General features: G+C 72.4%; 24 protein-coding genes and 3 pseudogenes. 23 read left to right on the top strand and 4 right to left on the bottom strand.

Annotation, left to right across the window (positions count from 1 at the left end; translation table 11 throughout):
* Nucleotides 1-1,268, top strand: a 1,268-nt coding sequence (locus ACNAYW_RS08535) for a tRNA-guanine transglycosylase (protein WP_415849270.1), incomplete at its 5' end; no start/stop codon positions are given.
* A 35-nt stretch (nucleotides 1,269-1,303) separates the two neighbouring features.
* A complete protein-coding gene (locus ACNAYW_RS08530; RefSeq protein ID WP_415849269.1) occupies nucleotides 1,304-1,987 on the top strand; it encodes a hypothetical protein in 684 nt (227 codons plus the stop codon).
* Nucleotides 1,988-2,058: 71 nt separating this feature from the next.
* On the opposite strand, the gene ACNAYW_RS08525 is transcribed toward ACNAYW_RS08530, so the two are convergent.
* Entirely contained in the window at nucleotides 2,059-2,562 is a 504-nt protein-coding gene (locus tag ACNAYW_RS08525) for an inorganic diphosphatase (protein WP_415849268.1), read from the bottom strand.
* A 70-nt stretch (nucleotides 2,563-2,632) separates the two neighbouring features.
* Between ACNAYW_RS08525 and dacB the strand changes: the two genes are divergently transcribed.
* The 6 genes and pseudogenes from dacB to ACNAYW_RS08495 form a co-directional block, all read left to right on the top strand.
* A complete protein-coding gene (gene dacB / locus ACNAYW_RS08520) occupies nucleotides 2,633-4,003 on the top strand; it encodes a D-alanyl-D-alanine carboxypeptidase/D-alanyl-D-alanine endopeptidase (RefSeq protein ID WP_415849267.1) in 1,371 nt (456 codons plus the stop codon).
* Entirely contained in the window at nucleotides 3,994-5,049 is a 1,056-nt protein-coding gene (locus tag ACNAYW_RS08515) for a zinc-dependent metalloprotease (RefSeq protein WP_415849266.1), read from the top strand. The genes dacB and ACNAYW_RS08515 overlap by 10 nt, the downstream gene beginning before the upstream one ends.
* Entirely contained in the window at nucleotides 5,028-5,981 is a 954-nt protein-coding gene (tilS, locus tag ACNAYW_RS08510) for a tRNA lysidine(34) synthetase TilS (RefSeq protein WP_415849265.1), read from the top strand. Before ACNAYW_RS08515 ends, tilS begins: the two co-directional genes overlap by 22 nt.
* Entirely contained in the window at nucleotides 5,978-6,544 is a 567-nt protein-coding gene (gene hpt / locus ACNAYW_RS08505) for a hypoxanthine phosphoribosyltransferase (RefSeq protein ID WP_068524691.1), read from the top strand. Before tilS ends, hpt begins: the two co-directional genes overlap by 4 nt.
* A pseudogene (locus ACNAYW_RS08500) lies at nucleotides 6,541-7,437 on the top strand (amidase family protein); the annotation flags it as partial. The gene hpt and the pseudogene ACNAYW_RS08500, both read left to right, overlap by 4 nt.
* An 11-nt stretch (nucleotides 7,438-7,448) precedes the next feature.
* Nucleotides 7,449-7,812 (top strand): annotated as a pseudogene (locus tag ACNAYW_RS08495) (amidase); the annotation flags it as partial.
* Here the strand turns inward: ACNAYW_RS08495 and ACNAYW_RS08490 are convergent.
* The gene (locus ACNAYW_RS08490) at nucleotides 7,710-8,009 is read right to left on the bottom strand and encodes a helix-turn-helix domain-containing protein (RefSeq protein WP_415849264.1); all 300 of its coding nucleotides are present in this window, start codon (nucleotides 8,007-8,009) and stop codon (nucleotides 7,710-7,712) included. The pseudogene ACNAYW_RS08495 and the gene ACNAYW_RS08490 sit on opposite strands and share 103 nt — an antisense overlap.
* Before the next feature lie 258 nt (nucleotides 8,010-8,267).
* Entirely contained in the window at nucleotides 8,268-8,813 is a 546-nt protein-coding gene (locus ACNAYW_RS08485) for a DUF2628 domain-containing protein (protein WP_415849263.1), read from the bottom strand.
* A gap of 159 nt (nucleotides 8,814-8,972) precedes the next feature.
* On the opposite strand from ACNAYW_RS08485, the gene ftsH reads away from it, so the two are divergent.
* The 15 genes from ftsH to ACNAYW_RS08410 all read left to right on the top strand — a co-directional run bounded on the left by ftsH (nucleotide 8,973) and on the right by ACNAYW_RS08410 (nucleotide 24,488).
* Complete coding sequence (gene ftsH, locus ACNAYW_RS08480) at nucleotides 8,973-11,405, top strand: ATP-dependent zinc metalloprotease FtsH (RefSeq protein WP_415849262.1); 2,433 nt, start codon at nucleotides 8,973-8,975, stop codon at nucleotides 11,403-11,405.
* Entirely contained in the window at nucleotides 11,405-12,001 is a 597-nt protein-coding gene (folE, locus tag ACNAYW_RS08475; protein WP_415849261.1) for a GTP cyclohydrolase I FolE, read from the top strand. Before ftsH ends, folE begins: the two co-directional genes overlap by 1 nt.
* A gap of 26 nt (nucleotides 12,002-12,027) precedes the next feature.
* Nucleotides 12,028-12,837, top strand: a complete 810-nt coding sequence (folP, locus tag ACNAYW_RS08470) for a dihydropteroate synthase (RefSeq protein ID WP_415849275.1) — start codon at nucleotides 12,028-12,030, stop codon at nucleotides 12,835-12,837.
* Nucleotide 12,838: 1 nt separating this feature from the next.
* Nucleotides 12,839-13,219 (top strand): dihydroneopterin aldolase, encoded by a 381-nt coding sequence (folB, locus tag ACNAYW_RS08465; RefSeq protein ID WP_415849260.1) that lies wholly within the window; start codon nucleotides 12,839-12,841, stop codon nucleotides 13,217-13,219.
* Nucleotides 13,216-13,722, top strand: coding sequence for a 2-amino-4-hydroxy-6-hydroxymethyldihydropteridine diphosphokinase (folK, locus tag ACNAYW_RS08460; protein WP_415849259.1), 507 nt, complete (start codon nucleotides 13,216-13,218; stop codon nucleotides 13,720-13,722). The genes folB and folK overlap by 4 nt, the downstream gene beginning before the upstream one ends.
* The gene (locus tag ACNAYW_RS08455; RefSeq protein WP_415849258.1) at nucleotides 13,719-14,246 is read left to right on the top strand and encodes a DUF3180 domain-containing protein; all 528 of its coding nucleotides are present in this window, start codon (nucleotides 13,719-13,721) and stop codon (nucleotides 14,244-14,246) included. The genes folK and ACNAYW_RS08455 overlap by 4 nt, the downstream gene beginning before the upstream one ends.
* Nucleotides 14,247-14,351: 105 nt before the next feature.
* A complete protein-coding gene (locus tag ACNAYW_RS08450; protein WP_415849257.1) occupies nucleotides 14,352-15,503 on the top strand; it encodes a DUF6779 domain-containing protein in 1,152 nt (383 codons plus the stop codon).
* A 111-nt stretch (nucleotides 15,504-15,614) separates the two neighbouring features.
* Complete coding sequence (locus tag ACNAYW_RS08445; RefSeq protein ID WP_415849256.1) at nucleotides 15,615-16,577, top strand: Rossmann-like and DUF2520 domain-containing protein; 963 nt, start codon at nucleotides 15,615-15,617, stop codon at nucleotides 16,575-16,577.
* On the top strand, nucleotides 16,574-17,467 hold the full coding sequence (panC, locus tag ACNAYW_RS08440) for a pantoate--beta-alanine ligase (RefSeq protein ID WP_415849255.1): 894 nt from the start codon (nucleotides 16,574-16,576) through the stop codon (nucleotides 17,465-17,467). The genes ACNAYW_RS08445 and panC overlap by 4 nt, the downstream gene beginning before the upstream one ends.
* A 2-nt stretch (nucleotides 17,468-17,469) precedes the next feature.
* Nucleotides 17,470-17,877 carry an aspartate 1-decarboxylase gene (gene panD / locus ACNAYW_RS08435; RefSeq protein WP_415849254.1) on the top strand — a complete coding sequence of 136 codons (408 nt, stop codon included), beginning with the start codon at nucleotides 17,470-17,472 and terminating at the stop codon, nucleotides 17,875-17,877.
* Nucleotides 17,877-18,710, top strand: coding sequence for a type III pantothenate kinase (locus tag ACNAYW_RS08430; protein WP_415849253.1), 834 nt, complete (start codon nucleotides 17,877-17,879; stop codon nucleotides 18,708-18,710). The genes panD and ACNAYW_RS08430 overlap by 1 nt, the downstream gene beginning before the upstream one ends.
* 160 nt (nucleotides 18,711-18,870) lie before the next feature.
* Nucleotides 18,871-19,245: a rhodanese-like domain-containing protein gene (locus tag ACNAYW_RS08425; protein ID WP_415849252.1), complete on the top strand. Its 375-nt coding sequence runs from the start codon at nucleotides 18,871-18,873 to the stop codon at nucleotides 19,243-19,245.
* A gap of 51 nt (nucleotides 19,246-19,296) precedes the next feature.
* Entirely contained in the window at nucleotides 19,297-21,090 is a 1,794-nt protein-coding gene (gene lysS / locus ACNAYW_RS08420) for a lysine--tRNA ligase (RefSeq protein WP_415849251.1), read from the top strand.
* A 184-nt stretch (nucleotides 21,091-21,274) separates the two neighbouring features.
* Nucleotides 21,275-21,619 carry a histone-like nucleoid-structuring protein Lsr2 gene (locus tag ACNAYW_RS08415; RefSeq protein WP_415849250.1) on the top strand — a complete coding sequence of 115 codons (345 nt, stop codon included), beginning with the start codon at nucleotides 21,275-21,277 and terminating at the stop codon, nucleotides 21,617-21,619.
* A 286-nt stretch (nucleotides 21,620-21,905) separates the two neighbouring features.
* Complete coding sequence (locus ACNAYW_RS08410; protein ID WP_415849249.1) at nucleotides 21,906-24,488, top strand: ATP-dependent Clp protease ATP-binding subunit; 2,583 nt, start codon at nucleotides 21,906-21,908, stop codon at nucleotides 24,486-24,488.
* A 30-nt stretch (nucleotides 24,489-24,518) separates the two neighbouring features.
* Here the strand turns inward: ACNAYW_RS08410 and ACNAYW_RS08405 are convergent.
* Nucleotides 24,519-24,947, bottom strand: a pseudogene (locus tag ACNAYW_RS08405) (potassium channel family protein); the annotation flags it as partial.
* Between the last annotated feature and the right edge of the window lie 356 nt (nucleotides 24,948-25,303).

Genomic DNA, 25,303 nt, shown 5'->3' with positions numbered 1-25,303 from the left:
CGCCCGAGCAGGCCGCGGCCTCCCGCTCCGAGATCGACGAACTCCGGGCCCAGAACGCCTCGCTCGCCGCCGAACTCGCCGAGCTGCGCACCGGCTACCGGGCGATCGCCGGCAACACCCGGCTGCGCGCCTCCGGCACCACCGACCCCGTCCGGTTCGCCGTCGAGGCCACCGGCCCGGGCGGCGCGCGGGCGGGCCGGATGGTGCTGCCCCGCGGCGAGATCGCCACGCCCGCCTACATCCCGGTGGCCAGCCGCGGCGCGATCGCCGGCCTCACCCCGCGCGAGCTGACGGACCTCGGCGCCGCGGCGCTCACCGTCGACCTGCACGAGCTGTACCTGCAGCCCGGCGTCGCCGTCATTGAGGGCGCCGGCGGCATCGGCGCCGCGATGGCCTGGGCGGCGCCCACCATCGCCGATACCGGCGTCGCCGCCGTCGCCGAGCAGCGCAAGACGCGGATCACCGACGAGGGCATCGCCTTCCGCGGCCGGCTCGACGGTTCGCCGCACCGCTGGGACCCCGAGGAGGCGGTGCGCCTCGCGCACCGGATGGGCTTCGACGTCGCGTTCGCGCTCGCCGACCCGGACGACCCCGCGCGGACGGAGCGGTGGGCCCGCCGCGCGCTCGCGGAGCACGCCTGGCAGACCGCCGACCGGCACGACGCCCTCTCCCTCTGGGCCGTCGTGACCGGCGGCGCCGACCCCGAGCGTCGACGGTCCGCGGCCCGCGCGCTGCGCAGGCTCGCCGACGAGGACCGCCGGGCCGGGGGACTGGGCTTCGGCGGGTACCGGATCGAGGGCGTCGCCGCGCCCGCGGGCGAGGCCGCGCTGCTCCGCGCCGCCGTCGGCGAACTCGAGACCGACCGGCCGCGCTACCTCGGCGCGATCACCGGCCCGGCCGATCTGCTCGCCGCGATCGAGGCCGGCGTCGACCTGCTCGACGGCGTCGAGCCCGCGCGAGCGGGCGCCGAGGGCCTGGTCTACACGTCCTCGGGCGTTCTCGACGTCACCGATCCCGCGCTGCGCGCGGACTTCCGGCCGCTCGACCCCGCCGAGGGGCGACCGGGCGGTGCCAACCGGACCGACGCCTTCACCCGCGCCTACGTGCACCATCTCTTCGCCGCGAACGAGGGGCTCGCCGTGACCCTGTGCGCCCTGCACAACGAGCACTTCTTCGTGTCCCTCGCCGCGGCCGCGCGGCGGGCGATCCGGGACGGGGCCTACCCGGGCTTCACGGCGTCGTTCCTGCAGCGGTTCGGTAAGGTCTAGCCCGATCCACGACCCCGATCGGCAGGAGAAAGCCGTTGCGCCGCAGTGACCCGACCCGTTCCCTCGGCATCCTCGCGGCGGTCGTCGCGTCGGGCCTGCTGCTCGCCGGCTGCGGCGGGGGCGGCGACGACGCCGCGGCCCCGTCGTCCGCCGTCCCGGACGTCGACGTGCCCGCCAAGGCCCTCGTGCAGGCGGACCTGCCCGCGGGATTCGAGCTCGCCACCGTGCCGAACGACACGGCGTTCGAGTCCGCGCTGCAGTCCGTCGGGCAGGTGCAGGCCGCCACGATCACCCCGGCGGGGTGCAAGGAGAAGAACGTCGCACTGCAGCAGGAGCTGGTCGAGACGATCAAGTTCGGCGTGCAGCAGACGTTGTCCAAGGACAAGTCCTTGGGCTTCGGGGTGACCCTGCTTCCCGCCTCGGCGCGGCTGTCGGTGTTCGAGGCTGCGGGAACCGGCGAGTGCGCGGCGATCGAGTACGGCGGCGGCGCGCTCAAGCAGACGACCACCCGCAAGGACCTGCCCGCCGGAGCCGCGGGGGCGCAGGGCTTCGTGTTCGAGTTCGCCCGCACAGCGAACGAGAAGACGGCGCGCTCGGCGTCGGCGTACTTCACGAAGAACGGCGTGCTCGCGATGGTGAACGCGAACCCGGGCGCGAACGGTACGTACGACGCCGCGACGTTCGACGATGTGGTCACGCGCATCGCCGGCAAGCTGTAGTCCCGGAACGGACGAGAGCGGCGGCGAGGAGATCCTCGCCGCCGCTCTCGTACGGGTGCTGAAGCCCTGCGTCAGTGCGCCTCGGACCCGGCGGTCTCGGCGCGGGCGACCGAGCGTGCGATCTCCTCCTCGGCCTCCTTCTTGCCCACCCACGACGAGCCCTTGACGAACTTGCCGGGCTCGAGGTCCTTGTAGTGCACGAAGAAGTGCTCGATGGCGTCCAGCTCGAACTTGTCGATGTCGCCGATGTCCTGCACCGAGTCCCAACGGGGATCGCCGGCGGGCACGACGAGCACCTTGTCGTCGCCGCCCTTCTCGTCCTCCATCTTGAACATGCCGATGGCGCGGCAGTCGACGAGCGATCCGGGGATCACCGACTCCTGCAGCAGCACGAGCGCGTCGAGCGGATCGCCGTCCTCGCCCAGGGTGTCCTCGATGTAGCCGTAGTCGGTGGGGTAGCCGAACGACGTGTACAGGTAGCGGTCCAGCTTGAGGCGACCGGTCTTGTGATCCACCTCGTACTTGTTCCGCGAGCCCTTGGCGATCTCGACCGTGACCTCGAATTCGACGCTCATTGTTTCCCTTCGCTCGCGTCAACCATGCACGCCGAGGATACCCGGGCCGGGGTGCCGTTAGGGTGGTACGGTGCGACGCTCGCGAATTCGACGGACTCTCCTGCGCCTCGCGATCACCGTGGTCGTGCTGGCGCTGGTCGTCGTCGGCGCCGTCGCGGCCACCCTCGGCTACGGCGTCTACCGGGATCGCCAGGACCTCGCCGACAGGGTGCCGCAACGCCCCGTCGAGGCGCCGTACCGATCCTCGATCGAGCAGACGACCGGCACCGTCGCGCCGAGCGCCGCCGGGGTCACCAGCCAGATCGAGGCGGCCCTGCGCAATCCCGACCTGGGCGACTTCACCGGCGTCATCGCCGATGCCGGAACCGGGCGGGTGCTCTGGCAGCGCGACGCGGCCCGCCCCCGCACGCCCGCGTCGACCACCAAGGTGCTCACGGCAGCCGCCGCGCTGCTCACCCTCCCGGCGGACAAGCGGATCACCACCACCGTGGTCGCGGGCGCCGCGCCCGGCGAGGCCGTGCTGGTGGGCGCGGGCGATCCCACGCTCCGCGCGGGCGGGCAGTCGCTCTTCACCGACGCCCCGAAGATCGCCGACCTCGCCGCGCAGCTCCGCCGCGCCGGTACGCCGATCACCCGGATCACCGTCGACACCTCGCTGTACACCGGGACGGACTTCGCGCGCGGCTGGGAGCGCGCGGACATCGCCGGCGGCGACGTCACCCCGCTGCAGTCGCTCATCGCGGACTCCGGCCGCATCCGGCCCGCCGAGGACTACTCGCCACGCGTCTCCGACCCCGCGCTGACCGCCGGCCGCGCGCTCGCCGCCGCGCTGGGCCTGCCGCCGACCGCCGTCGCCGAGGGCACCGCGCCGCAGGGCGCCGCGCAGCTCGCCGCCGTCCACAGTGCGCCGCTGAGCACCCGCCTGCACGACGCGTTGGTGCAGTCGGACAACGTTCTCGCCGAGGCCATCGGCCGCGAGGTCGCGCTCGCCACGAACCAGCCGCCCTCGTTCGACGGTGCCGCCCGCGCCGTCGTCGCCGCGCTGCGGACCGCCGGATTCGACCTCACCGGCGTCGAGCTCTCCGACACCAGCGGCCTGTCCATCGCCAACCGGATCCCCGCGGCGGTGCTCGACGGCATCGTCACCGGGGCCGCGAGCGCCGGCAAGCCCCAGCTGCGGCCCCTGCTCGACCTGCTGCCCGTCGCCGCCGCCACCGGCACCCTCGCCGACCGGTACACCACCGTCAACCGGCCGGGCGCGGGATACGTGCGCGCCAAGACCGGGAGCCTGTCGGGCGTCTCCACGCTCGCCGGGTACGTGCCCGGGCGCGACGGTGCCGTCCTCACCTTCACGCTCATGTCCTCCGGCACGCCGGTCGACGTGGCCCGGCCCGCCATGGACGCCGTGACCACCGCGCTCCGCGGCTGCGGGTGCAGCTGATCGCCATGGACGAGTCGACGACGGTACGCGCGCAGGTGGACTGGGCGGTCGCCGCCGCGTCCGGCCGCCGCGTCGCCAGGATCCTCGGCGACGGCCCCGCCACCACCGACTACACGCGCGAGCGCGCCGCCGAGGAACTGCTCGCGGACGCCGTCGCGGCGGAGGAGCACGTCCTGCGCGTCACCGGCCTCGTCACCCCCGGCGCAGTGCCGCCCGCCCGCACGGTGGACCGACGCGAATGGGTCTCGGCCGCGGCCCGGTCGATGGAGGCGCTGATCGAGCCCGAGAACGCGCGGCACCCCGGCCTCGGCGCCCGCCTCGCGGGCGTGCAGGCCGGCGCCATGCTCGGTATGGTCGCCGGATCCGTTCTGGGCCAATACGATCCCTTCGGCGTCGAGGGCGTCGAGGGCGGCGAGCTGCTGCTCGTGGTCCCCAACGTGCTCGCCGTCGAGCGGGCGCTGCGGCTGCGGCCCGCGGACTTCCGGATGTGGGTGTGCCTGCACGAGGTCACCCACCGCGTGCAGTTCGCCGCCAACCCGTGGCTGCGGGACTACATGCGGGAGAACGTCGCCGCCCTCGCGGGCACGGACGGGGCGGGCTCCGTCGGCGACCTCCTCGCCCGCACGCGGAACGCCCTGTCCGGCGGGGCCCGGCACAGCGGCATCATCGGCGTGCTCGAGATCGCCGCCCCGCCGGAGCAGTTCGCGGCGGTCGAGCGGCTCCTCATGCTCGGGACGCTGCTGGAGGGGCACGCCGATCACGTCATGGACGCCGCCGGACCGGCCGTGATCCCCACCGTCGCGACGATCCGCGCCGCCTTCGACCGGCGGCGCGCGGCACCGTCGAATCCGTTCCAGCGGCTCCTGCGCGCCCTGATGGGCATGGACGCGAAGATCGCGCAGTACGTGCGCGGCAAGAAGTTCGTCGACGCCGTGGTCGCCGAGGTGGGGATGGAGCGGTTCAACCGGGTGTGGACCGGCCCCGACACGCTGCCGCTGCCCGACGAACTCGACGCGCCGCAGCGATGGATCGCCCGGGTCCTGTGAACCGTCCCGGGCCGGCGGCGCTGCGCGTGCGGCACGCCGTCCGGGCCTGGCGCGCCGCCCACGGATCCGGCCCGACGGTGGCCGTGGCGCTGTCCGGCGGCGCCGACTCGCTCGCCCTGCTCACCGGCGCGCTCGCCGAGGGGCTCGACGTGCTCGCGCTCGTCGTCGATCACGGCCTGCAGGACGGCTCCGCCGCCGTCGCGGAACGAGCGGCGGCCACGGCGCGCGAACTCGGAGCGCGGGCGACGGTGCTGACGGTCGCGGTCGGCGGCCCGGGCGGGCCCGAGGCCGCGGCCCGCGCCGCCCGGTACGCCGCGCTGGGCGCGGCCCGGGACGGCGCCCCGGTCCTGCTCGGGCACACCCTCGACGACCAGGCGGAGACCGTCCTGCTCGGCCTGGGCCGCGGCAGTGGCGCGCGCTCCCTGGCCGGGATGGCGGCCTGGGCCGCGCCCTACGGCAGGCCGTTGCTGGGCGTGCGCCGCGCCGACACCCGCGCCGCCTGCGCGGAGCTCGGGCTGACCCCGTGGGAGGACCCGCACAACCTCGACCCGCGGTACACCCGCGTGCGGGTGCGCGCCGAGGTGCTGCCGCTCCTCGAGGACGTCCTGGGCGGGGGAGTGGCCGAAGCGCTGGCCCGCACCGCGGCGTCCCTGCGCGCCGACAACGACGCGCTCGACGCGCTGGCACCGGCACCGTCGGGCCCCGAGCTCGCGGTGGATGCGGTCGCGGGACTGCCTGCGGCCCTGCGTGTCCGGGCGCTGAGAACGTGGCTCGCGGGGTGCGGTGCGCGGGCGCTGACCGGTAGCCATCTCGCCGCGGTCGACGCCCTCGTCACCGATTGGCACGGGCAGGGTCCGACCGCGATCCCGGGCGGAAGTGCGGGGCGGCGGCTGCAGGTGCACCGGACAGGTGGCATTCTGAGAGCGTGGTGAACGGCACTGGTGAGTTGTACGCGGGAGACATCGCCTCGGTGGTCCTCTCGGAGGAGCAGATCAAGCAGCGGACCGCGGAACTCGCGGCGCAGATCGCGGAGGAGTACGGCGACCGGGAGACCGACCTCCTGCTGATCACCGTTCTCAAGGGCGCGGTGATGTTCGTGACCGACCTGGCCCGCGCGCTGCCCGTGCCCACCCAGCTCGAGTTCATGGCCGTCTCCAGCTACGGCTCGTCGACGTCGAGCTCCGGCGTGGTGCGGATCCTCAAGGACCTCGACCGCGACATCGCCGGCCGCGACGTGCTGATCGTCGAGGACATCATCGACTCCGGCCTCACGCTGAGCTGGCTGCTGCGCAACCTCGCGACCCGGCAGCCGAACTCGCTCGAGGTGGTCACGCTGCTCCGCAAGCCCGACGCGGTGCGCGTGGAGGTCGACGTGAAGTGGGTCGGCTTCGACATCCCCAACGAGTTCGTCGTGGGCTACGGCCTCGACTACGCCGAGCGCTACCGCGATATGCCCTACATCGGCGTGCTGGAACCCAAGGTCTACAGCGAATGACCGTGCTCACCGCTGCGGCCACCGCCGAGCGGGTGCGATCGGGCCGGCTCACGGCCGTCGACGCCACCCGCCAGGCGCAGGCCCGCATCGGTGACGACGCGGTGCACGGCTGGCGCGTGCTGCGCCCCGAGCAGGCGCTCGCCGAGGCCGCCGCGGTCGACGCGCGGCCCGACCGCTACGCGCTTCCGCTCGCAGGCGTGCCCATCGCGATCAAGGACAACGTCGCCGTCTCCGGCCACCGCATGCTCGACGGGGTGTCCGAGGCCTGCGGCGCGAACCTGCCCGTCGAGCAGGCCGACCACCCCGTCGTGAAGCGGCTGCGCGCCGCCGGCGCCGTCGTGGTGGGCCTGACCCGCGTGCCCGAGCTCTGCCTGTGGGCGATGACGGACGACGCCCGCGAGGTCGTCGGCAACCCCCACCGGCCCGGTCGCACGGCGGGCGGGAGCTCCGGCGGCAGCGCCGCCGTCGTGGCCGCGGGCCACGTGCCGCTCGCGCACGGCAACGACGGCCTCGGCTCCCTGCGCGGACCCGCCGCGTGCACCGGGCTCGTCGCCGTCAAGCCCGGCCGCGGCGTGGTGCCCGCGCAGCTCGGCCCCACGAACTGGTTCGGCATGTCCGAGAACGGGCCGATGGCACGGACCGTCGAGGACGCCGCCCTCGGCCTCGCCGTGCTCGCGGAGCGCCCCGAGCTCGCGACCATCGGCGACGGTGCCGGCATCCGCGTCGGTCTCGGGCTGAACCGGCCGACGGCCGTCACTTTCACCTCGCGCGCGATCACGCGGGCGGTGCGCGGCGCCGCCGACCGGCTCGCCGAGCGCGGGCACGCGGTGCGCGCGGTGACGGTGCCGTACCCGGCCTCGCCGCTCCCGTTGCTCGCCCGATGGGCGGCCGCCNCCGCGGCCGNCGCCGACGACCTCGTCGCCCGGGGCGCGAACCCGGCCCTCCTGCAGGCCCGGACCCGACGCCACGCCGCGATCGGCCGGGCGGTCGATCGCCGCGGCCTGGTCCGGCCGGCCGATGCCGCGCGCATCGAATCGACCCTGGAGCGGTTCTTCGCCGCCGAGGGCATCGACGTGCTGGTCACGCCCGCACTGGCCCGCCGCCCCGCGCCCGCCCGGCGCTACGCCGAGCTGCCGTGGGCGGCCAGCGCCATCCCCAGCCTCGCCTACGCGCCGTTCCCGCCGCTGTGGAACCTCGTCGGCTGGCCCGCGATGACGGTGCCCTTCCTCGGCGAGGGCGTGCAGCTCGTCGCCCGCCCCGGTGGTGAGGCGGATCTGCTGGCCCTCGCGGCCAAGATCGAGGTCTGAGGGCGGTCTCGGCGCAGGGGAAACCCGGCGAGCCGCTCGGTCGCCGCGACGGCGCGGGTGACCGTGGGCTGGGACAGCCCCGTCCGCTGCGCGACGTCGCTGATGCTCCTGGCGCGCGCGACCGCGAGAACCAGCCGGAACCGGTCGATCTCAGACATGCGCGCGACTCGATGCCGTGCGGTCGGCACCGAACCGCCGAATCGCCGCGGATGCGCGGGGGCGCGCCGATCCGTCAGGGGGCACACCGCTGCGGGGCGGCGATACAGAAGATGAATAACCGCTGGTAGGCATCGATTCACTTGCCCTAACCTGCGGTTATTCATCTTCTGTATGGGCGGGCGTAAAGGGTGCCGAGCCACGGAGTCGCGCCGGCCGGGGGCGTCCGCCGGTGCCGCCCCGGGGAGCGCGTGCGCGGGTCAGCCGCGCTTGCGGATCATCGGCGTGCCCTCGAAGGGGTTCCAGCTGGTGCTGCCGCGCGCGACGTGCAGGAAGTAGGCCCAGTTCGCGACGCTCGAGTAGAGCAGGCCGATCGCCACGCCGTAGGAGACGGCCGGGAAGGCGAAGTCCAGCGCGACCTCGACCAGGCTGATGAGCAGGCTGATCACCACGGCGAGGCCGAACAGGCTCAGGCCCTTCCGCCAGGGGCCCTTGATCGCGTAGTAGATCGGCCCGAAGAAGAAGGCCGGCCCGTTGAAGCCCAGACGGAAGCGCCGCCCGAACGAGAGCTGCTTGAACGCGGCGGCCGCCTCGGGCGACGACGCGGGCTGCCCGTAGCGACCGAAGAAGTCGAAGCGGCTGCGCCAGCGCTCCGGCACGTCGACGGGAGCGGGCGCCTGCCCGGGGTACGGCTGCTGCTGGCCGAAGGCGGGCTGTCCGTACGGCTGCTGCTGCCCGTAGTGATTCGCCGGGCCGGGATTCGGCGGGCCGGCGGGGTACGGGGGAGGGGTGCTGTTCTCGGTCACGACGGCAGCGTAATCTGCGCGAAACGGACGTTGTTCGCTCAGGGCGCACCCACGCGAGCGGCCCGGCCCCGTCGGTGCACGGTAACCTGGGAAGTCGACCCTGCGCGGCCCGCCGCGCGCCGGAAGAAGAAGGACTGACGAGCCGCGAGGCGAAGCCATATGAAACGGAAATCACTCATCCGCACGCTGGCGATCATCGCCGGATTCGTCCTGCTCGTCTGGGCGTTCACCATGGTCGGCGGCAGCAACCGCGACTACAAGCCCGCGTCCACCTCGCTGGTCGTGCAGCAGCTCGAGGCGAAGAACGTCACCGACGTCCAGATCGACGACCGCGAGCAGACGCTGCGTGTGACGCTGGCGAAGGCCGTCGACGGCGAGCACGGCACCGACGGCTCCACGAAGGTCTTCGCGAAGTACCCCGCCGGCACGTCCCGGGACATCCTCGGGCTGGTGCAGGACGCGCAGAACCCCGATGGCAAGCCCGTCACGTACACCACGAACGTGACGCAGGAATCGCCGTGGATCTCGATGCTGCTGTTCACGCTGCTTCCGATCCTGCTGCTGGTCGGCCTGTTCTTCTTCCTCATGAACCGCATGCAGGGCGGTGGCCGCGGCGGCGTCATGGGCTTCGGCAAGAGCAAGGCCAAGCAGCTCACCAAGGACATGCCCAAGACCACGTTCGCCGACGTCGCCGGCGCGGACGAGGCGGTCGAGGAGCTGTACGAGATCAAGGACTTCCTGCAGAACCCGGCCCGCTACCAGGCCCTCGGCGCGAAGATCCCCAAGGGCGTGCTGCTCTACGGCCCGCCCGGCACCGGTAAGACCCTGCTCGCGCGCGCCGTCGCGGGCGAGGCGGGAGTGCCCTTCTTCACGATCTCCGGTTCCGATTTCGTCGAGATGTTCGTCGGCGTCGGCGCCTCCCGCGTGCGCGACCTGTTCGAGCAGGCCAAGGAGAACAGCCCCTGCATCATCTTCGTCGACGAGATCGACGCCGTCGGCCGCCAGCGCGGCGCCGGCCTGGGCGGCGGCCACGACGAGCGCGAGCAGACCCTCAACCAGCTGCTCGTCGAGATGGACGGCTTCGGCGACCGCCAGGGCATCATCCTCATCGCGGCCACCAACCGGCCCGACATCCTGGACCCCGCGCTGCTGCGCCCCGGCCGCTTCGACCGGCAGATCCCCGTCTCGAACCCGGACATGGCCGGCCGCAAGCAGATCCTCGAGGTCCACGCGAAGGGCAAGCCCCTCGCGCAGGACGCGGACCTGGGCGGCCTCGCCAAGCGGACCCCCGGCATGTCCGGCGCCGACCTGGCCAACGTCGTCAACGAGGCCGCGCTGCTCACGGCCCGCGAGAACGGCAACCTGATCACGGCCGCGACGCTCGAGGAGGCCGTGGACCGCGTGGTCGGCGGCCCGCGCCGCAAGAACCGGATCATCTCCGAGCACGAGAAGAAGGTCACCGCGTACCACGAGGGCGGGCACACCCTGGCCGCGTGGGCCACGGAGGGCCTGGACCCGGTCTACAAGGTGACGGTGCTCGCCCGCGGCCGCACCGGCGGCCACGCGCTGGCCGTGCCCGAGAACGACAAGGGCATGTACACCCGCAACGAGATGATCGGCCGGCTGATCTTCGCCATGGGCGGCCGCGCCGCCGAAGAGCTGGTGTTCGCCTCGCCCACGACGGGCGCGTCGAGCGACATCGACCAGGCCACCAAGATCGCTCGTGCCATGGTCACCGAGTACGGCATGAGCGCGCGCCTCGGCGCCGTGAAGTACGGGCAGGACGAGGGCGACCCCTTCCTGGGCCGCGGAATGGGCAGCGGCGCGCAGTACTCCGACGCCGTGGCCGCGCAGATCGACGAGGAGGTGCGCTCGCTCATCGAGGCGGCGCACACCGAGGCGTGGGCCATCCTCAACGAGTACCGCGACGTGCTCGACGTGCTGGCCGGCGAGCTGCTGGACAAGGAGACGCTGGTCCGCAAGGACCTCGAGCGGATCTTCGAGTCCGTCGAGAAGCGCCCGCGGATCACCCAGTTCGACGACTTCGGCAGCCGCATCCCGTCGACCAAGCCGCCGATCAAGACTCCCAAGGAGATCGCGATCGAGAAGGGCGAGCCGTGGCCGCCCGTCGACGAGGAGGCCGAGCGCCGCAAGCAGGAGCAGGAGAAGGCCGCGGCCCTCGCCGCCGCCCAGCCCGCGCAGAACGGTCACGGCGGCCAGTGGGGCGTGCCCGCGCCGGCCGGACAGCCCTGGCCCGCGCCCGGCGCACCGTCGGGCTACGGCCAGCAGGGCCAACCCCAGGCACAGCCCGCCTACGGCCAGCCCGGCTACCAGTGGGGCGGCCAGCAGGCCTACCCCGGCCCGCAGTACCCGGCCCCCGGGCCGTACGGCGGCCAGCCGCAGGGCCAGTACGGGCAGCAGCCGCCGCAGGGCAGCCGCCCCGACTACGGCGCCCCCGCGGGCTGGTCGGCGCCCGGGTGGCCCCCGCAGGGGCAGGCGCCGCAGGGCGGCCGGCCCCAGGAGCAGGGCCCGGGCGAGGACGGTCGGCAGGGCGGGGAGCAGGCCGGCCCGGACCGATCGAGCGAGAGCTGATGGGCAAGAACGGCGGGGCCGCGGTGGCCCCGTTCGACCACGAGCGTGCGGTGGCCGCGGTCCGCGAGTTGTTGATCGCCGTCGGCGAGGACCCGGACCGCGAGGGCCTGCAGAAGACCCCCGAGCGGGTCGCGCGGGCCTTCCAGGAGGTCTTCGGCGGGCTGCACGTCGAGCCGGACTCGGTGCTGGACACCACCTTCGGTGAGGACCACGACGAGCTGGTGCTGGTCAAGGACATCCCGATGTACTCGACGTGCGAGCACCACCTGGTCTCCTTCCACGGCGTGGCGCACGTGGGCTACCTGCCGGGCGAGAGCGGCCGGGTCACGGGGCTGAGCAAGCTGGCCCGCGTGGTGGACCTGTACGCCAAGCGGCCGCAGGTGCAGGAGCGGCTCACCGCGCAGATCGCCGACGCGCTGGTCCGCAAGCTCGACCCCCGCGGCGTCATCGTGGTGATCGAGGCCGAGCACCTGTGCATGGCGATGCGCGGCATCCGCAAGCCGGGCGCGAGCACCACCACGTCGGCGGTGCGCGGCGCCTTCAAGGACAGTGCGACGTCGCGCGCCGAAGCACTCGAGCTGATCCTGCGCCGGTGACCGAGCAGCCGGGCGCAACGCTCATCATGGGCGTCGTCAACGTCACCGCCGATTCCTTCTCCGACGGTGGCCGCTACCTCCAGCCCGGCGCCGCCGTCGCGCGGGCGCGGGACCTCGTCGCCGACGGTGCCGCGATCGTGGACGTGGGCGGGGAGTCGACCCGGCCCGGCGCGCACCGCGTGCCCGCCGACGTCGAGCGCGACCGTGTGGTGCCGGTGATCTCGGCGCTGGCCGCCGAGGGCATCGCCGTCTCCGTGGACACGATGCGCGCCTCCGTGGCCGCCGCCGCGCTCGGCGCGGGCGCGACGATCGTCAACGACGTCTCCGGCGGCCGCGCCGACCCGGACATGACGCGGGTCGTCGCCGACTCGGACGCCCCGTGGATCCTCATGCACTGGCGGCCCTCGCCGGGCGCGCCGGGACCGGTGTGGGCCGGCATCCACCACGAGATCACCGAGTACGACGACGTCGTGGCCGAGGTGCGTGACGAATTGCTGCACCAGGCCGACGCTGCCGTCGCCGCGGGCATCGCGCCCGAGCGGATCGTGCTCGATCCGGGCCTCGGCTTCGCGAAGAACGCGGCCCACAACTGGGCCCTGCTGCGCGGGCTGCCGACCCTGCAGGAGACGGGTTTCCGGATCCTCGTGGGCGCCTCGCGCAAGCGCTTCCTCGGCGAACTCCTCGGCGGCCGCGAACCCGCGGGCCGCGAGGTGGCGACCGCCGCGGTCTCCGCGCTCGCCGCCCGGGCGGGCGTCTGGGGCGTGCGGGTACACGACGTGCGGTCGACGGCGGACGCGATCGCCGTGACCGATGCCTGGATGAAAGGCGGTGTCTGACATGGCGGACCGGATCGAGCTCACGGGCCTACGGGTGCGGGGAAACCACGGCGTCTTCGAGCACGAGCGCCGCGACGGGCAGGAATTCATCGTCGACCTGGTGCTGTGGGTCGACTCGCGGCCCGCGGCGGCCTCCGACGACCTGAACGACACCGTCGACTACGGGGCGCTCGCGCAGCGCGCGCACGACATCGTGGCGGGGGAGCCGCGCAACCTCATCGAGACCGTCGCCGCGGAGATCGCGGACGACATCGCGGCCGACGAGAAGGTCTACGCGGTCGAGGTCACGGTGCACAAACCCTCCGCCCCCATCCCGCTGTCCTTCGCCGACGTCGCCGTCATCGCGCGGCGCTCCCGATCCGGCGCCCGGAGCGTGCAGTGAGCCGCGCCGTCCTCTCGCTCGGCGCCAACCTCGGCGCGGCGGACGTCGCCGTGCGCGCCGCGATCGAGGCCCTCGGGCCGGCGCTCGTCCGCGCCTCGGCGCTGTACCGCACCCCGCCGTGGGGCGGGGTCCAGCAGGACGACTTCGTCAACGCGACGGTGCTCGTCGACGATCCGGAGCGCGACGCCGCCGGCTGGCTGGCCTTCGCCCGCGAGCGGGAGGCCGCAGCGCAGCGCGTCCGCGACGTCCGCTGGGGCCCGCGCACGCTGGACGTCGACGTCATCGCCGTATGGGATGCCGGCGCCGGGAGCGTGGCGAGCGAGCCCGTGCTCTCCGACGATCCCGAGCTGACCCTGCCGCACCCCCGCGCGCACCAGCGCGCGTTCGTGTTGATCCCGTGGCTGGACGCCGACCCGGAGGCGTACCTGCCCGGGCACGGCCCCGTCGACGACCTGCTGCGGGCGTTGCCCGCCGACGAGACCGCGGAGGTGACCCGCCTGTGAGCGGAGCGTCGAACGACCAGGGCCGGGATCCCGAGGAGCCGGGCGGCCCGACGGTCCGCGCCACCGGCTGGGTCGAGCTGGTGGTGATCGTGCTGGGCGTGGGCCTCGGCGCGTACCTGCTGGTGCGCAACGTCGTCCCGGTGGTGCCCGTCTGGGCGGGGGCGCTGCTCTACGGCGTCGCCGCCGCCGACCTGTACATCGCGCAGCTCGTGCGTTCGCGGCTGGACCGCGGCGACGTCGGGTGGGGGCCGGGGCGGATCCACCCCATCGCCGTGGCCCGCGCCGTCGCGTTGGCGAAGGCGTCCGCCTATCTCGGCGCCGTCGCCCTGGGCTTCTTCGGCGGCATGCTCGTCTTCCTCCTCACGGAGGGCGCGAGTCTGACCGCGACCCACGCCGATCGTCCCGGCGCGTGGATCGGCGCCGCGGGCGCGCTGCTGCTCGTGGCCGCCGCGCTGTGGCTGGAGCGGTGCTGCCGCACGCCCGATGATCCCGACGACCAGCCCGCCGACACATCGCCAGCCTGAGGAATACGACCTCAGGTAAAAGGTAAGGTCGCGGATATGACGCAACCACCGATCCCGAGTTCACGAAAGCGTGTCCCGCGACGTTCCTCGGGGGCGGGTCAGTGGATGCTCGGCGTGGTGATCCTGCTCGCCGTCGTGGGCACGGGGATGTGGGTCTTCTCGGAGGACCGCCGCTGGGGCCTGGTCTCGCTGATCCTGTTGGTGTGGGGCCTCGTCATCGCCGCGATCCTCATCGCGCGGTACTCGCGCGACCTGCGCGCCGCCGAATCGAAGGAGTCCGGCCTCAAGACCGTCTACGGGCTCCAGCTGGAGCGCGAGATCAGCGCGCGCCGCGAGTACGAGCTGCAGGTGGAACGCGACATCCGCGCGGAGCTCCGGGGCGAGGCGAACGAGGAGCTCACCGCGCTCAAGGCCGAGGTGCTGGCGCTGCGCGCGAACCTCGAGGAGTTGCTGGGCCGCGACCTCGGCCCGTCGTACAGCGAGCTCTACGCCGCCGCCGAGCAGCGCGCCATCGACGCGCAGCGGGCGAAGTCGGTCTTCGAGGACGACGACCGCTTCCGCGCGCAGCAGGACTTCGCGGGGGTCCCCGCGCCCGACGCCGCCGTCGACGACTACTACGGCGCCGCGTCCGTCGCCGAGGAGCCGATCGACGAGGCGACGGTGACCGACGTCCCGGCCGCGCCCGTCCCGCCCGGCCCCGGCGGTCCGACGGTGCCCGCGGGCCCCTCGGGTGCCGACCGGCCGCAGGAGGAGTCGCCGACCACCGTCTTCCACGTCGTCACCGACGAGCCGCCCGCGGCGCCGTCGCCCGCGCCCGCCGCGTCGACCGCCCCCGATGCGCAGCCGCCCGTCGACGTGGAGCACGTCGACCACGTCGACGGCGACGACGAGCCCTTCGTGCCGCTCGCGCCGCAGTCCGGCTACCGCTCGCCGCTGCCGCCGCGCCCGTATACGCCGGACACCCCGGCGACCCCGCCGACGACGCATCCGGCGCCGCCGTACTCCCCGTTCCAGTCCGCGCCGCCGCAGGCCCCGCACTTCCAGGGCGCCCAGCAGCCGGGACAGCAGGGCCGGCCGTGGTCGCAGGACCAGCAGCGCACCCCGCCGCAGCAGGCCCCCGAGGACCGCGAGGAGCAGCAGGTCGAGGCCGGTCACGCCGGCCAGCACACGTCGGGCAGCACCGTCGCCGATCTGATCGCGCGGATGAACGCCGACACCGAGCGCTCGGGCGGCGGACGCCGCCGCAAGCCGGAGTGATGATCTAGCTCACACGTCGTTGCCCACGCCACCTGCGCGGGCATAGCCTTTCGGTGACCGTCTGGTACCCGCGACGCGGGACTGGAACGACCCCCTTGGAGGCGTACGCCCATGCCCGAGTTCTCGGACTCGCCTGATGCTGTGGATCAGCTGGCGGGCATCCCCAATCCCCCCACCCCCGCGCGACTGTCCGTGGGCGTGATCTCCGCCGGCCGCGTCGGCACCGCCCTGGGCGCCGCCCTCGAACGCGCCGGCCACATCGTCACCGCGGCGTCGGCACCGTCGGGCCGCTCCCGCGCTCGCGCCGCCCGCAGCCTGCCCGAGGCGCGCGTGGACGCCCCCGCCGTCATCGCCGAGAAGGCCGAGCTCCTGATCCTGGCCGTACCGGACACCGCGCTCCCCGCCCTGGTCGACGAGCTCGCCGCCCGCGTGAATCCGTCGGCGATCGTGCTGCACACCTCGGGCGCGCTCGGCGTCGGCGTGCTCGCACCCCTCGCCCGGCTCGGCTGCACCACCATCGCCTTCCATCCCGCGATGACCTTCGTCGACGACCCCGAGGACACCGACCGCCTCGCCGATTGCTGCGTCGGGATCACCGCCGCCGACGAGATCGGGCACGCCGTCGGTCAGGCTCTCGCACTGGAGATCGGCGCCGAGCCCGTGCGGGTGCCGGAATCCGCCCGCCCGCTGTATCACGCGGCGCTCGCGCACGGCGCGAACCACCTGGTCGCGCTGGTCGACGACGCCGTGGTCGCGCTGCGCGCCGCCCTCGCCGGCGGGGTGGGGCTGGACGATCCGGAGTTCCTGGGCGGCGGCTCCGTCGATGCCCTCGCTGAGCGGGTCCTCGCGCCGCTGGCCCGCGCGGCCCTGGACAACGCGCTCGCCCGCGGACCGTCCGCCCTCACCGGGCCCGCCGCCCGCGGCGACGCCGCGGCCGTGACCCGCCACCTGGCCGCGATCGACGCCGTCGACCCGGCCATCACCGACGCCTACCGCGCCCAGTCCCGGCGTGCGGCAGCCCAATCCGGAACATCAGCCATGATCGATCCCGCCCTCGAGAAGGAAAACCGATGAGCGCACCCACCCGTCCGTACACCCCCGGTCAGCTGACGGTGCACCACGACCCGGCGCAGCTGACCAAGGTCACGACCGCGCTGAAGTCCACCGGCCGGCGGATCGCCTTCGTGCCCACCATGGGCGCGCTGCACGCCGGCCACTTGGAGCTGGTGCACGCCGCCAAGCTGAACGGCGCGGTCGTCGTGGTGTCGATCTTCGTCAACCCGCTGCAGTTCGGCGCGAACGAGGACCTGGACGCCTACCCGCGCACCCTGGACGCGGACGTCGAGAAGCTGCGTGCCGCGGGCGTCGAGCTGGTCTTCGCGCCGTCGGCCGCCGACATGTACCCGAACGGCCCGCGCACCACGATCCAGCCCGGCCCCGCCGGGCTGGGTCTCGAGGCGGACAGCCGGCCCACCCACTTCGCGGGCATGCTCACCGTGGTGAACAAGCTGCTCAACATCGTGCGGCCGCACGCCGCGTACTTCGGCGAGAAGGACTACCAGCAGCTCGTGCTGGTGCGGCAGATGGTCACGGACCTGAACATGGACGTCTCGATCGTCGGTGTCCCGACGGTCCGTGAGGCCGACGGCCTGGCGATGAGCTCGCGCAACGTCTACCTGTCGGAGGACCACCGGGAGGCCGCGACCGCCCTCTCGGCGGCGCTGCTCGCCGGCGCCTACGCCGCGCAGGGCGGCGAGCCCGCCATCCTGGCCGCCGCGAACGAGGTGCTCGCCTCGCGTCCGGAGATCGAGGTCCAGTACCTGGAGCTGCGCGCCCCCGACCTGAGCGCCGCGCCGGAGAAGGGCGACGGCCGCCTGCTCGTCGCCGCGAAGCTCGGCACCACGCGCCTGCTGGACAACGTGGGCATCGCCATCGGCACCGGTTTCCTCGAGGAGGCGGAGTAGTCATGCTGCGGACCATGATGACCAGCAAGATCCACCGCGCGACGGTGACGGAGGCGAATCTGCATTACGTCGGTTCGGTCACCGTCGACGCCGACCTGCTGGACGCCGCGAACCTCCTCGAGGGCGAGCAGGTGGCCATCGTCGACGTGACGAACGGCGCGCGGTTGGAGACCTACACGATCGCGGGTGAGCGGGGGAGCGGCGTCATCGGGATCAACGGCGCCGCCGCGCATCTGGTGAACCCGGGCGACATCGTGATCCTCATCGCGTACGGCCAGCTCAACGAGCAGGAGCTGACGACCTACGCGCCCAGCGTCGTCTTCGTGGACGGCGACAACCGGCCTGTCGAGCTGACCTCCGACGCGGCGCACGTGCCGGACGGCTTCGGCCTGGTCACGGGCAGGGTCTGATGCTGCTGGCGATCGACGCCGGCAACACCTCGGTCACCGTCGGGCTGTTCGCGACCGCCGACGGCGAGGACCTCCTCGGCACCTGGCGCCTGCGCAGCGACCCGCGGATGACCTCGGACGAGCTGGCACTCATCCTGAACGGCTTCCTGACGGGCGCGGGCGTGGATCCCGCGGCGGTGACCGGCGTCAGCGTGTTGTCGACGGTGCCGGAACTGCTGCGCTCGCTGCGGGCGGTGATGCCCCGCTACTACCCGTCGGCCGAGCACGTGATCCTCGAACCGGGGGTGAAGACGGGGGTGCCGCTGCTGGTGGACAACCCGCGCGAGGTGGGCACGGACCGGGTGGCCAACGCCGCCGGCGCGTTCGAGTTGATCGGCCGGGATGCCGGGACTCCCTGCATCGTCGTGGATTTCGGCACGTCGACGCGGGTGGACGTGGTCAGTGCCAAGGGCGAGTTTCTCGGCGGCGCGATCGCCGCCGGAGTGGGGAGCGCCCTGGACGCGCTCGCCGAGCGGACCGTCGCGCTGCGCCGCGTCGAGCTCGTCGCCCCGCGGTCGGTGGTCGGGAAGAACACCGTCGAGGCGCTGCAGTCGGGCATCATCTACGGCTTCGCCGGCATGGTGGACGCGCTCGTCGGCCGGGCGCTCGACGTGGTGACCGGGGCGCGCGTGGTCGCGACGGGCGGCTTCGACGAGGGCATAGCGACCGAGTGCGCGACCGTGACCGATCACCGCGCCGACCTCACGCTGCAGGGCCTGCGGGCCGTGTACCTGCGCGAGCGCGCCAACCGGGCGCAGCGCGAGAAGCGTGCGCGGGATTCGCGTCACTCGTGATTCGAACCCTTGCCGGGCGCGCCGGCGGGGTGCTAGCTTCGCTGTCATGAGCCAGGTGCGCAGCTGCATGGAGTGTTGTCGGGTCCGCTAGGAACCCGACCCCCTTTCCGCTGCCCGGATGCGCCCTCCGCGCGCTCCGCCTCCCTCCTGGAGAATCCCGATGCACCCCGTGCACTTCACCCCCGCCGCTGGCCAGATCGTCGTCGACGTCCGCGATCAGTCCGAGCGCAACCGCGACGGCATCCTCCCCGGCGCCGTCGCCGTCGATGCGGCCGTCGTCGCGGCGCGCCTCGTGCCCGGTCTCCCCACCAGCCTCGCGGCCGCCGGCCCCGATGCCCAGTGGCTGCTGGTCAGCGGCAACGGCGCCACCGCCGCCGCGATCGCCACCCGCCTGCGGGACCGGGGCGTCCAGGCCTCGTCGGTCGACGGTGGCTTCCGAGCCCTGGCCCTGGGCATCGCGCCCGGCGCCGGCCGGGCCGGCGCGTCCGAGGCCTACGAGCGGGCGCTGGCCCAGTTCGCCGCCCACGAGGCCTGAGCCGCATCGCCGATCCGGGGTGACCGCGGCCGAGCGGTAGGATCACCACCCGTGAATGCTGCGCCCGTGACTGCACCCCTGGACGACTGGGTCTCCCGCCTCGCCGATGAGGCCCTGGCCTTCGCCGAGCGGAACGGAACACCGGTGAAGGTGGCTTCGGGCATCTCGCCGTCGGGGCCGATCCACCTCGGCAACCTCCGTGAGGTCATGGTGCCGCACCTCGTGGCCGACGAGCTGCGCCGCCGCGGCCTGCAGGTGGAGCACATCATCTCCTGGGACGACTTCGACCGGTTCCGCAAGGTGCCGAACGTTCCCGGCGTGGACGAGACGTGGTCGGAGCACATCGGTAGACCACTGACGCGCGTGCCGGCGCCGCACGGCTCGGACGCCGAGAACTGGGCCGAGCATTTCCGGCGTGAATTGCAGAGTGCGCTTGAAGAACTCGGCGTCGAGTACCGGGGCATCAGCCAGACGCAGATGTACACCTCTGGTGCGTATTCCGACCAGGTTCTGCACGCGATGGCGCAGCGGAAGCGCATCGATTCCATCTTGGAGCGTTATCGGACGCTCGATCGCGCCGATTCGGCGCCGACGCAGGGAAATGCGGAAGAAACGGACGCCGACGCGGCCGAAGCGGCTTCGGGCGCGGCGGAGGACGCGGATGGATCGGGTGATTCCGGTTACTACCCGTACAAGCCCTACTGCTCCGTTTGTGGGACGGATTTCACCACCGTAACGGCGTACGACGACGAAACGACCGAGCTCACCTACGTGTGCCGATGCGGCCATACCGAAACGGTGATTCTTCGCGATCACACCGACGGCAAACTGGTGTGGAAGGTCGATTGGCCGATGCGCTGGGCTTTCGAGCGGATCACGTTCGAGCCCTCCGGCGTCGATCATCAATCACCCGGTTCGTCGTTCGCGGTCGGCAAGGACGTGGCGCCGATCTTCGATTGGAAGCGACCGCTGGGCCCGATGTACGCCTTCGTCGGAATCCGCGGCATGGCGAAGATGTCGTCCTCCAAGGGTGGTGTCCCGACCGCCGCGGTCGCGCTGCGTTACCTCGAGCCGCCCCTGCTGCGCTGGCTGTACGGCCGCAAGAAGCCCAACCAGTCCTTCGACGTGGCGCTCGACGGCGAGCTGCCGCGCACCTACGACGAGTGGGACGCGCTGGTGCGCAAGGTGGGGGGCGACAAGGCGCAGCCCGGCGACATCGCCGCGCACGCGCGGGCCGTATCCGTGCTGGACACGGCCTCGGCGCAAGTCCGTGAGCTGCCGCTGACGCCGCGCCCGATGCCCTACAAGACGCTGGCCTCGGTCGTCGACATCACCACCGGCGACGATGAGCAGACCCTGCGGATCCTGGCCGCGCTCGAGCCCGACCGGCCGCTGGACGCGCTGGCCCCCCTGCGCCCACGGCTGGACCGCGCCACCGCGTGGGTGGCCGAGCAGATGCCCGCGGAGGAGCGCACCGTCGTGCGGAGTGCGCCGGACGTCGAGCTCCTGGCCTCCCTCACCGACGAGCAGCGCGAGGGCCTGCACCTGCTCCTGGAGGGCTCCGGCACGCCCGCCCCGGCAGGGCTTGGCCGGCTCGAGGACGAGTGGACGCTCGCGGGGATCACGCATCAGGTGTACGGCGTCGCGAAGGTGCAGCGCGGGCTCGGCGCGGACCAGATCGTCAAGGGCGATAAGGAGCTGGCCGCGGCGCAACGCGCATTCTTCGTTCTGCTCTACCGCCTCCTGGTGAGCAGCGATACCGGTCCGCGGCTGCCCACTCTCCTGCTCGCGATCGGCGCGGAGCGGGTGCGTTCGCTGGTGCAAGCGCAGGTGCATCCCGAGTAGTACCGGGTGTCGGCGAATAACGTGTCACCCCGCGCGATTCGCCGAATTCCGTCCCTCTAGGTTGCGATCGTTACCCGATTGCGACAAATTTCAGCGGCGTTCGGATCGAGACAATGCGATCAATGTGTATACACTCGATTTGAACAACGCAATGGAAACATTACTTTGAGAAGGGGCCAATACTATGGCGCGCAAGGTCACCGTGACGCTGGTCGACGATGTGGACGATACGCAGACCGCTGACGAGACCGTGGAATTCGGGTTGGACGGCGTCACGTACGAGATCGACCTGTCGACCAAGAATGCCGCGAAGCTGCGTGGTTCCCTCGAGGATTGGGTCGCGAACGCCCGCCGTGCCGGCGGCCGCAAGCGCGGTACGCGCGCCCTCGCCGCCCCGCGGGGTCGCACCCCGATCGACCGCTCGCAGAGCGCCGCGATCCGCGACTGGGCCCGCAAGTCGGGCATGAAGGTCAACGACCGCGGCCGGATCAGCCAGGACGTGATCGACGCGTACAACGCCGCGAACTGACGGCCCTCGACTCCACCCCGGCGCCCGGTGCGCCGGGGTGGAGCCGTATCCGGGGTTGTTTCGCTCACGGCGGAACGGGGATCAAAAGCCGCCGGAGGCGCGTTTGACCTGGTGTATCAGGAACGGAATCGGGGGTGACGGTGCCGGCGGGCTCCGCGAGCGGGGCACTGCCGACACCACCGCTGACCGGTCCGAACTACAGTGAGAAGACGTTGATTGCAGACGGCTATCTGCGGGTCCGGCCTCGGCCGGTCCCCGAAGTAACCGGGATGTGAGGAAAATGGCCATGTTCGAGAGGTTCACCGACCGCGCTCGCCGCGTCGTCGTCCTGGCGCAAGAAGAAGCCAGGATGCTCAATCACAACTACATCGGCACCGAGCACATCCTCCTGGGCCTGATCCACGAGGGCGAGGGTGTGGCGGCCAAGGCTCTCGAGTCGTTGGGGATCTCCCTCGAGGGCGTGCGCAGCCAGGTCGAGGAGATCATCGGGCAGGGCCAGCAGGCCCCGTCGGGTCACATCCCCTTCACCCCGCGTGCCAAGAAGGTTCTCGAGCTGTCGCTCCGCGAGGCGCTGCAGCTCGGCCACAACTACATCGGCACCGAGCACATCCTGCTCGGCCTGATCCGCGAGGGCGAGGGCGTCGCCGCCCAGGTCCTCGTGAAGCTGGGCGCCGATCTCAACCGCGTGCGGCAGCAGGTCATCCAGCTGCTCTCCGGGTACCAGGGCAAGGAGGGCGGCGGTGAGCCCGCCGGCGCCGGGGCCCGGACGAGTGGCGGCGGCGAGGCGGGCACCCCGTCGACCTCCCTGGTCCTGGACCAGTTCGGCCGGAACCTGACCGCGGCCGCCGCGCAGGGCAAGCTGGACCCGGTGATCGGCCGGTCCAAGGAGATCGAGCGCATCATGCAGGTGCTCTCGCGGCGCACCAAGAACAACCCGGTGCTGATCGGCGAGCCCGGCGTCGGCAAGACCGCCGTGGTCGAGGGGCTGGCGCAGGCCATCGTCAACGGCAACGTGCCGGAGACGCTCAAGGACAAGCAGCTGTACACCCTGGACCTCGGTTCCCTGGTGGCAGGCTCGCGCTACCGCGGTGACTTCGAGGAGCGGCTGCGCAAGGTCCTCAAGGAGATCGACACCCGCGGCGACATCATCCTGTTCATCGACGAGCTGCACACGCTCGTCGGCGCGGGTGCCGCCGAGGGCGCGATCGACGCCGCGTCGATCCTCAAGCCGAAGCTGGCCCGAGGCGAGCTGCAGACCATCGGCGCCACCACGCTCGACGAGTACCGCAAGTACATCGAGAAGGACGCCGCCCTGGAGCGCCGCTTCCAGCCCGTCCAGGTGGGCGAGCCGAGCGTCGAGCACGCCATCGAGATCCTCAAGGGCCTGCGCGATCGGTACGAGGCGCACCACCGCATCTCCATCACGGACAGCGCGCTGGTCGCCGCCGCCACCCTGGCGGACCGGTACATCAACGACCGCTTCCTGCCGGACAAGGCGATCGACCTCATCGACGAGGCGGGCGCGCGCATGCGCATCCGCCGGATGACCGCGCCGCCGGACCTGCGCGCCTTCGACGACAAGATCGCCGACGCGCGCCGGGAGAAGGAATCGGCGATCGACGAGCAGGACTTCGAGAAGGCCGCGTCGCTGCGCGACAAGGAGAAGCAGCTCATCGGCGAGCGCGCCGAGCGTGAGAAGCAGTGGCGCGCCGGCGATCTCGACGTCGTCGCCGAGGTCGACGAGGAGCAGATCGCGGAGGTCCTGGGCAACTGGACCGGCATCCCCGTCTTCAAGCTCACCGAGGAGGAGACCACCCGTCTGCTCCGCATGGAGGACGAGCTGCACAAGCGGATCATCGGCCAGGAGGATGCCGTCAAGGCGGTCTCGAAGGCGATCCGCCGTACGCGTGCGGGCCTGAAGGATCCGAAGCGCCCGTCGGGCTCGTTCATCTTCGCCGGCCCGTCCGGTGTCGGTAAGACGGAGCTGTCGAAGGCGCTCGCGAACTTCCTGTTCGGCGAGGACGACGCGCTCATCCAGATCGACATGGGCGAGTTCCACGACCGCTTCACCGCCTCGCGCCTGTTCGGTGCCCCTCCCGGGTACGTGGGCTACGAGGAGGGCGGCCAGCTCACCGAGAAGGTGCGCCGCAAGCCTTTCTCCGTGGTGCTCTTCGACGAGATCGAGAAGGCGCACAGCGAGATCTACAACACGCTGCTGCAGGTGCTCGAGGACGGCCGCCTGACCGACGGTCAGGGCCGCACCGTCGACTTCAAGAACACCGTGCTGATCTTCACGTCGAACCTCGGTACGGGTGACATCTCGAAGGCGGTCGGCCTGGGCTTCACGTCCAGCGACTCCGACGGTGCCAACTACGACCGGATGAAGCAGAAGGTCAACGACGAGCTCAAGAAGCACTTCCGGCCCGAGTTCCTCAACCGTATCGACGACATCGTCGTCTTCCACCAGCTGACGCAGGACCAGATCATCGAGATGGTCGACCTCATGCTGAACCGGGTGGGTACGGCGCTGAAGAACAAGGACATGGGCCTCGAGGTGTCCGATCAGGCCAAGTCGCTGCTCGCCAAGCGCGGCTTCGACCCGGTCCTCGGCGCCCGGCCGCTGCGCCGCACCATCCAGCGGGAGATCGAGGACGCGCTGTCCGAGAAGATCCTGTTCGGTGAGATCGGCGCGGGCCAGATCGTCGAGGTCGACGTCGAGGGCTGGGACGGCGAGAGCAAGGGCGAGGACGCGAAGTTCACCTTCGCCGGCAAGACCAAGCCCGCGATCGACCTGGAGAAGTCCGACGACGGTGTTCCGGCCCTGGTGGCCGACGCCTCGTCCGGCACGACGCCCGGCGACACCGCGTAACGCGGCCGACAGCGGTCCATCGAGGAGCCGTCACCCTTCGGGGTGGCGGCTCTTCGCGTTGCCGACGGTGCCGGCGCTGAGTCGGCCGATCTCCTCGCGTAGAGCGCGGACCTCCGCGGTGAGTTCGTCGACCTCCTGGTCGGTGCGGAGCGCCCTGGCGTCGGCGCTCTTGAGCTGGTCGACGACCCAGCTCGTCGCGGTGCCGATGGCGAAGCTGATGAGGCCGATGCCGACGATCATGAGGAGCAGCGCGACGATGCGGCCCTCGACCGTCACCGGGTACACGTCGCCGTAGCCCACGGTGGTCACGGTGACCGCAGCCCACCACAGCGCGTCGCCGTAGCCGGTGACCTTCGTGTCCGGGGCACCGCGTTCGGCGTCGAGGAAGGCCAGGCTGCACAGGAAGACCACCAGAACCGACGTGGTGCCGACGAAGACCGCGAGCCGCGCGCGCGTGAGNCGCGCGCGGTGCAGGCCGCCGATGAGGAGCGGCGCGGCGCGCAGCGCGCGCAGTGGGCGGAAGGGCGGCAGCGCGATCGCGATGAGGTCGATCGGGTGCGTTCGCACGAACCGCCAGCGATCGGTCGACAGGCGGAGCCGGATCGCGTAGTCCACGACGAAGGCCGCCCAGATCGCGATGTCGCTCCCGTCCACGAGGCGGCGCACCAGCGGGCTCGGCGCCACGTCGAGCACCTGCACCGCGTAGACGGCGAGGAAGGCCAGCGCCAGCGCGATCATCAGGGGATTAGTCCGGCGCTCCCAGAGTTGCCTGCGTGTCACCGGCGAAAGGTACTCCGCGCGGACCGGTCTCCGCT

It is taken from the genome of Tsukamurella ocularis (assembly GCF_965138335.1).
Taxonomy (GTDB): domain Bacteria; phylum Actinomycetota; class Actinomycetes; order Mycobacteriales; family Mycobacteriaceae; genus Tsukamurella; species Tsukamurella ocularis_A.
Note: the sequence above shows the minus strand (reverse complement) of the source record. Positions and strands in the feature narration are given on the sequence as shown.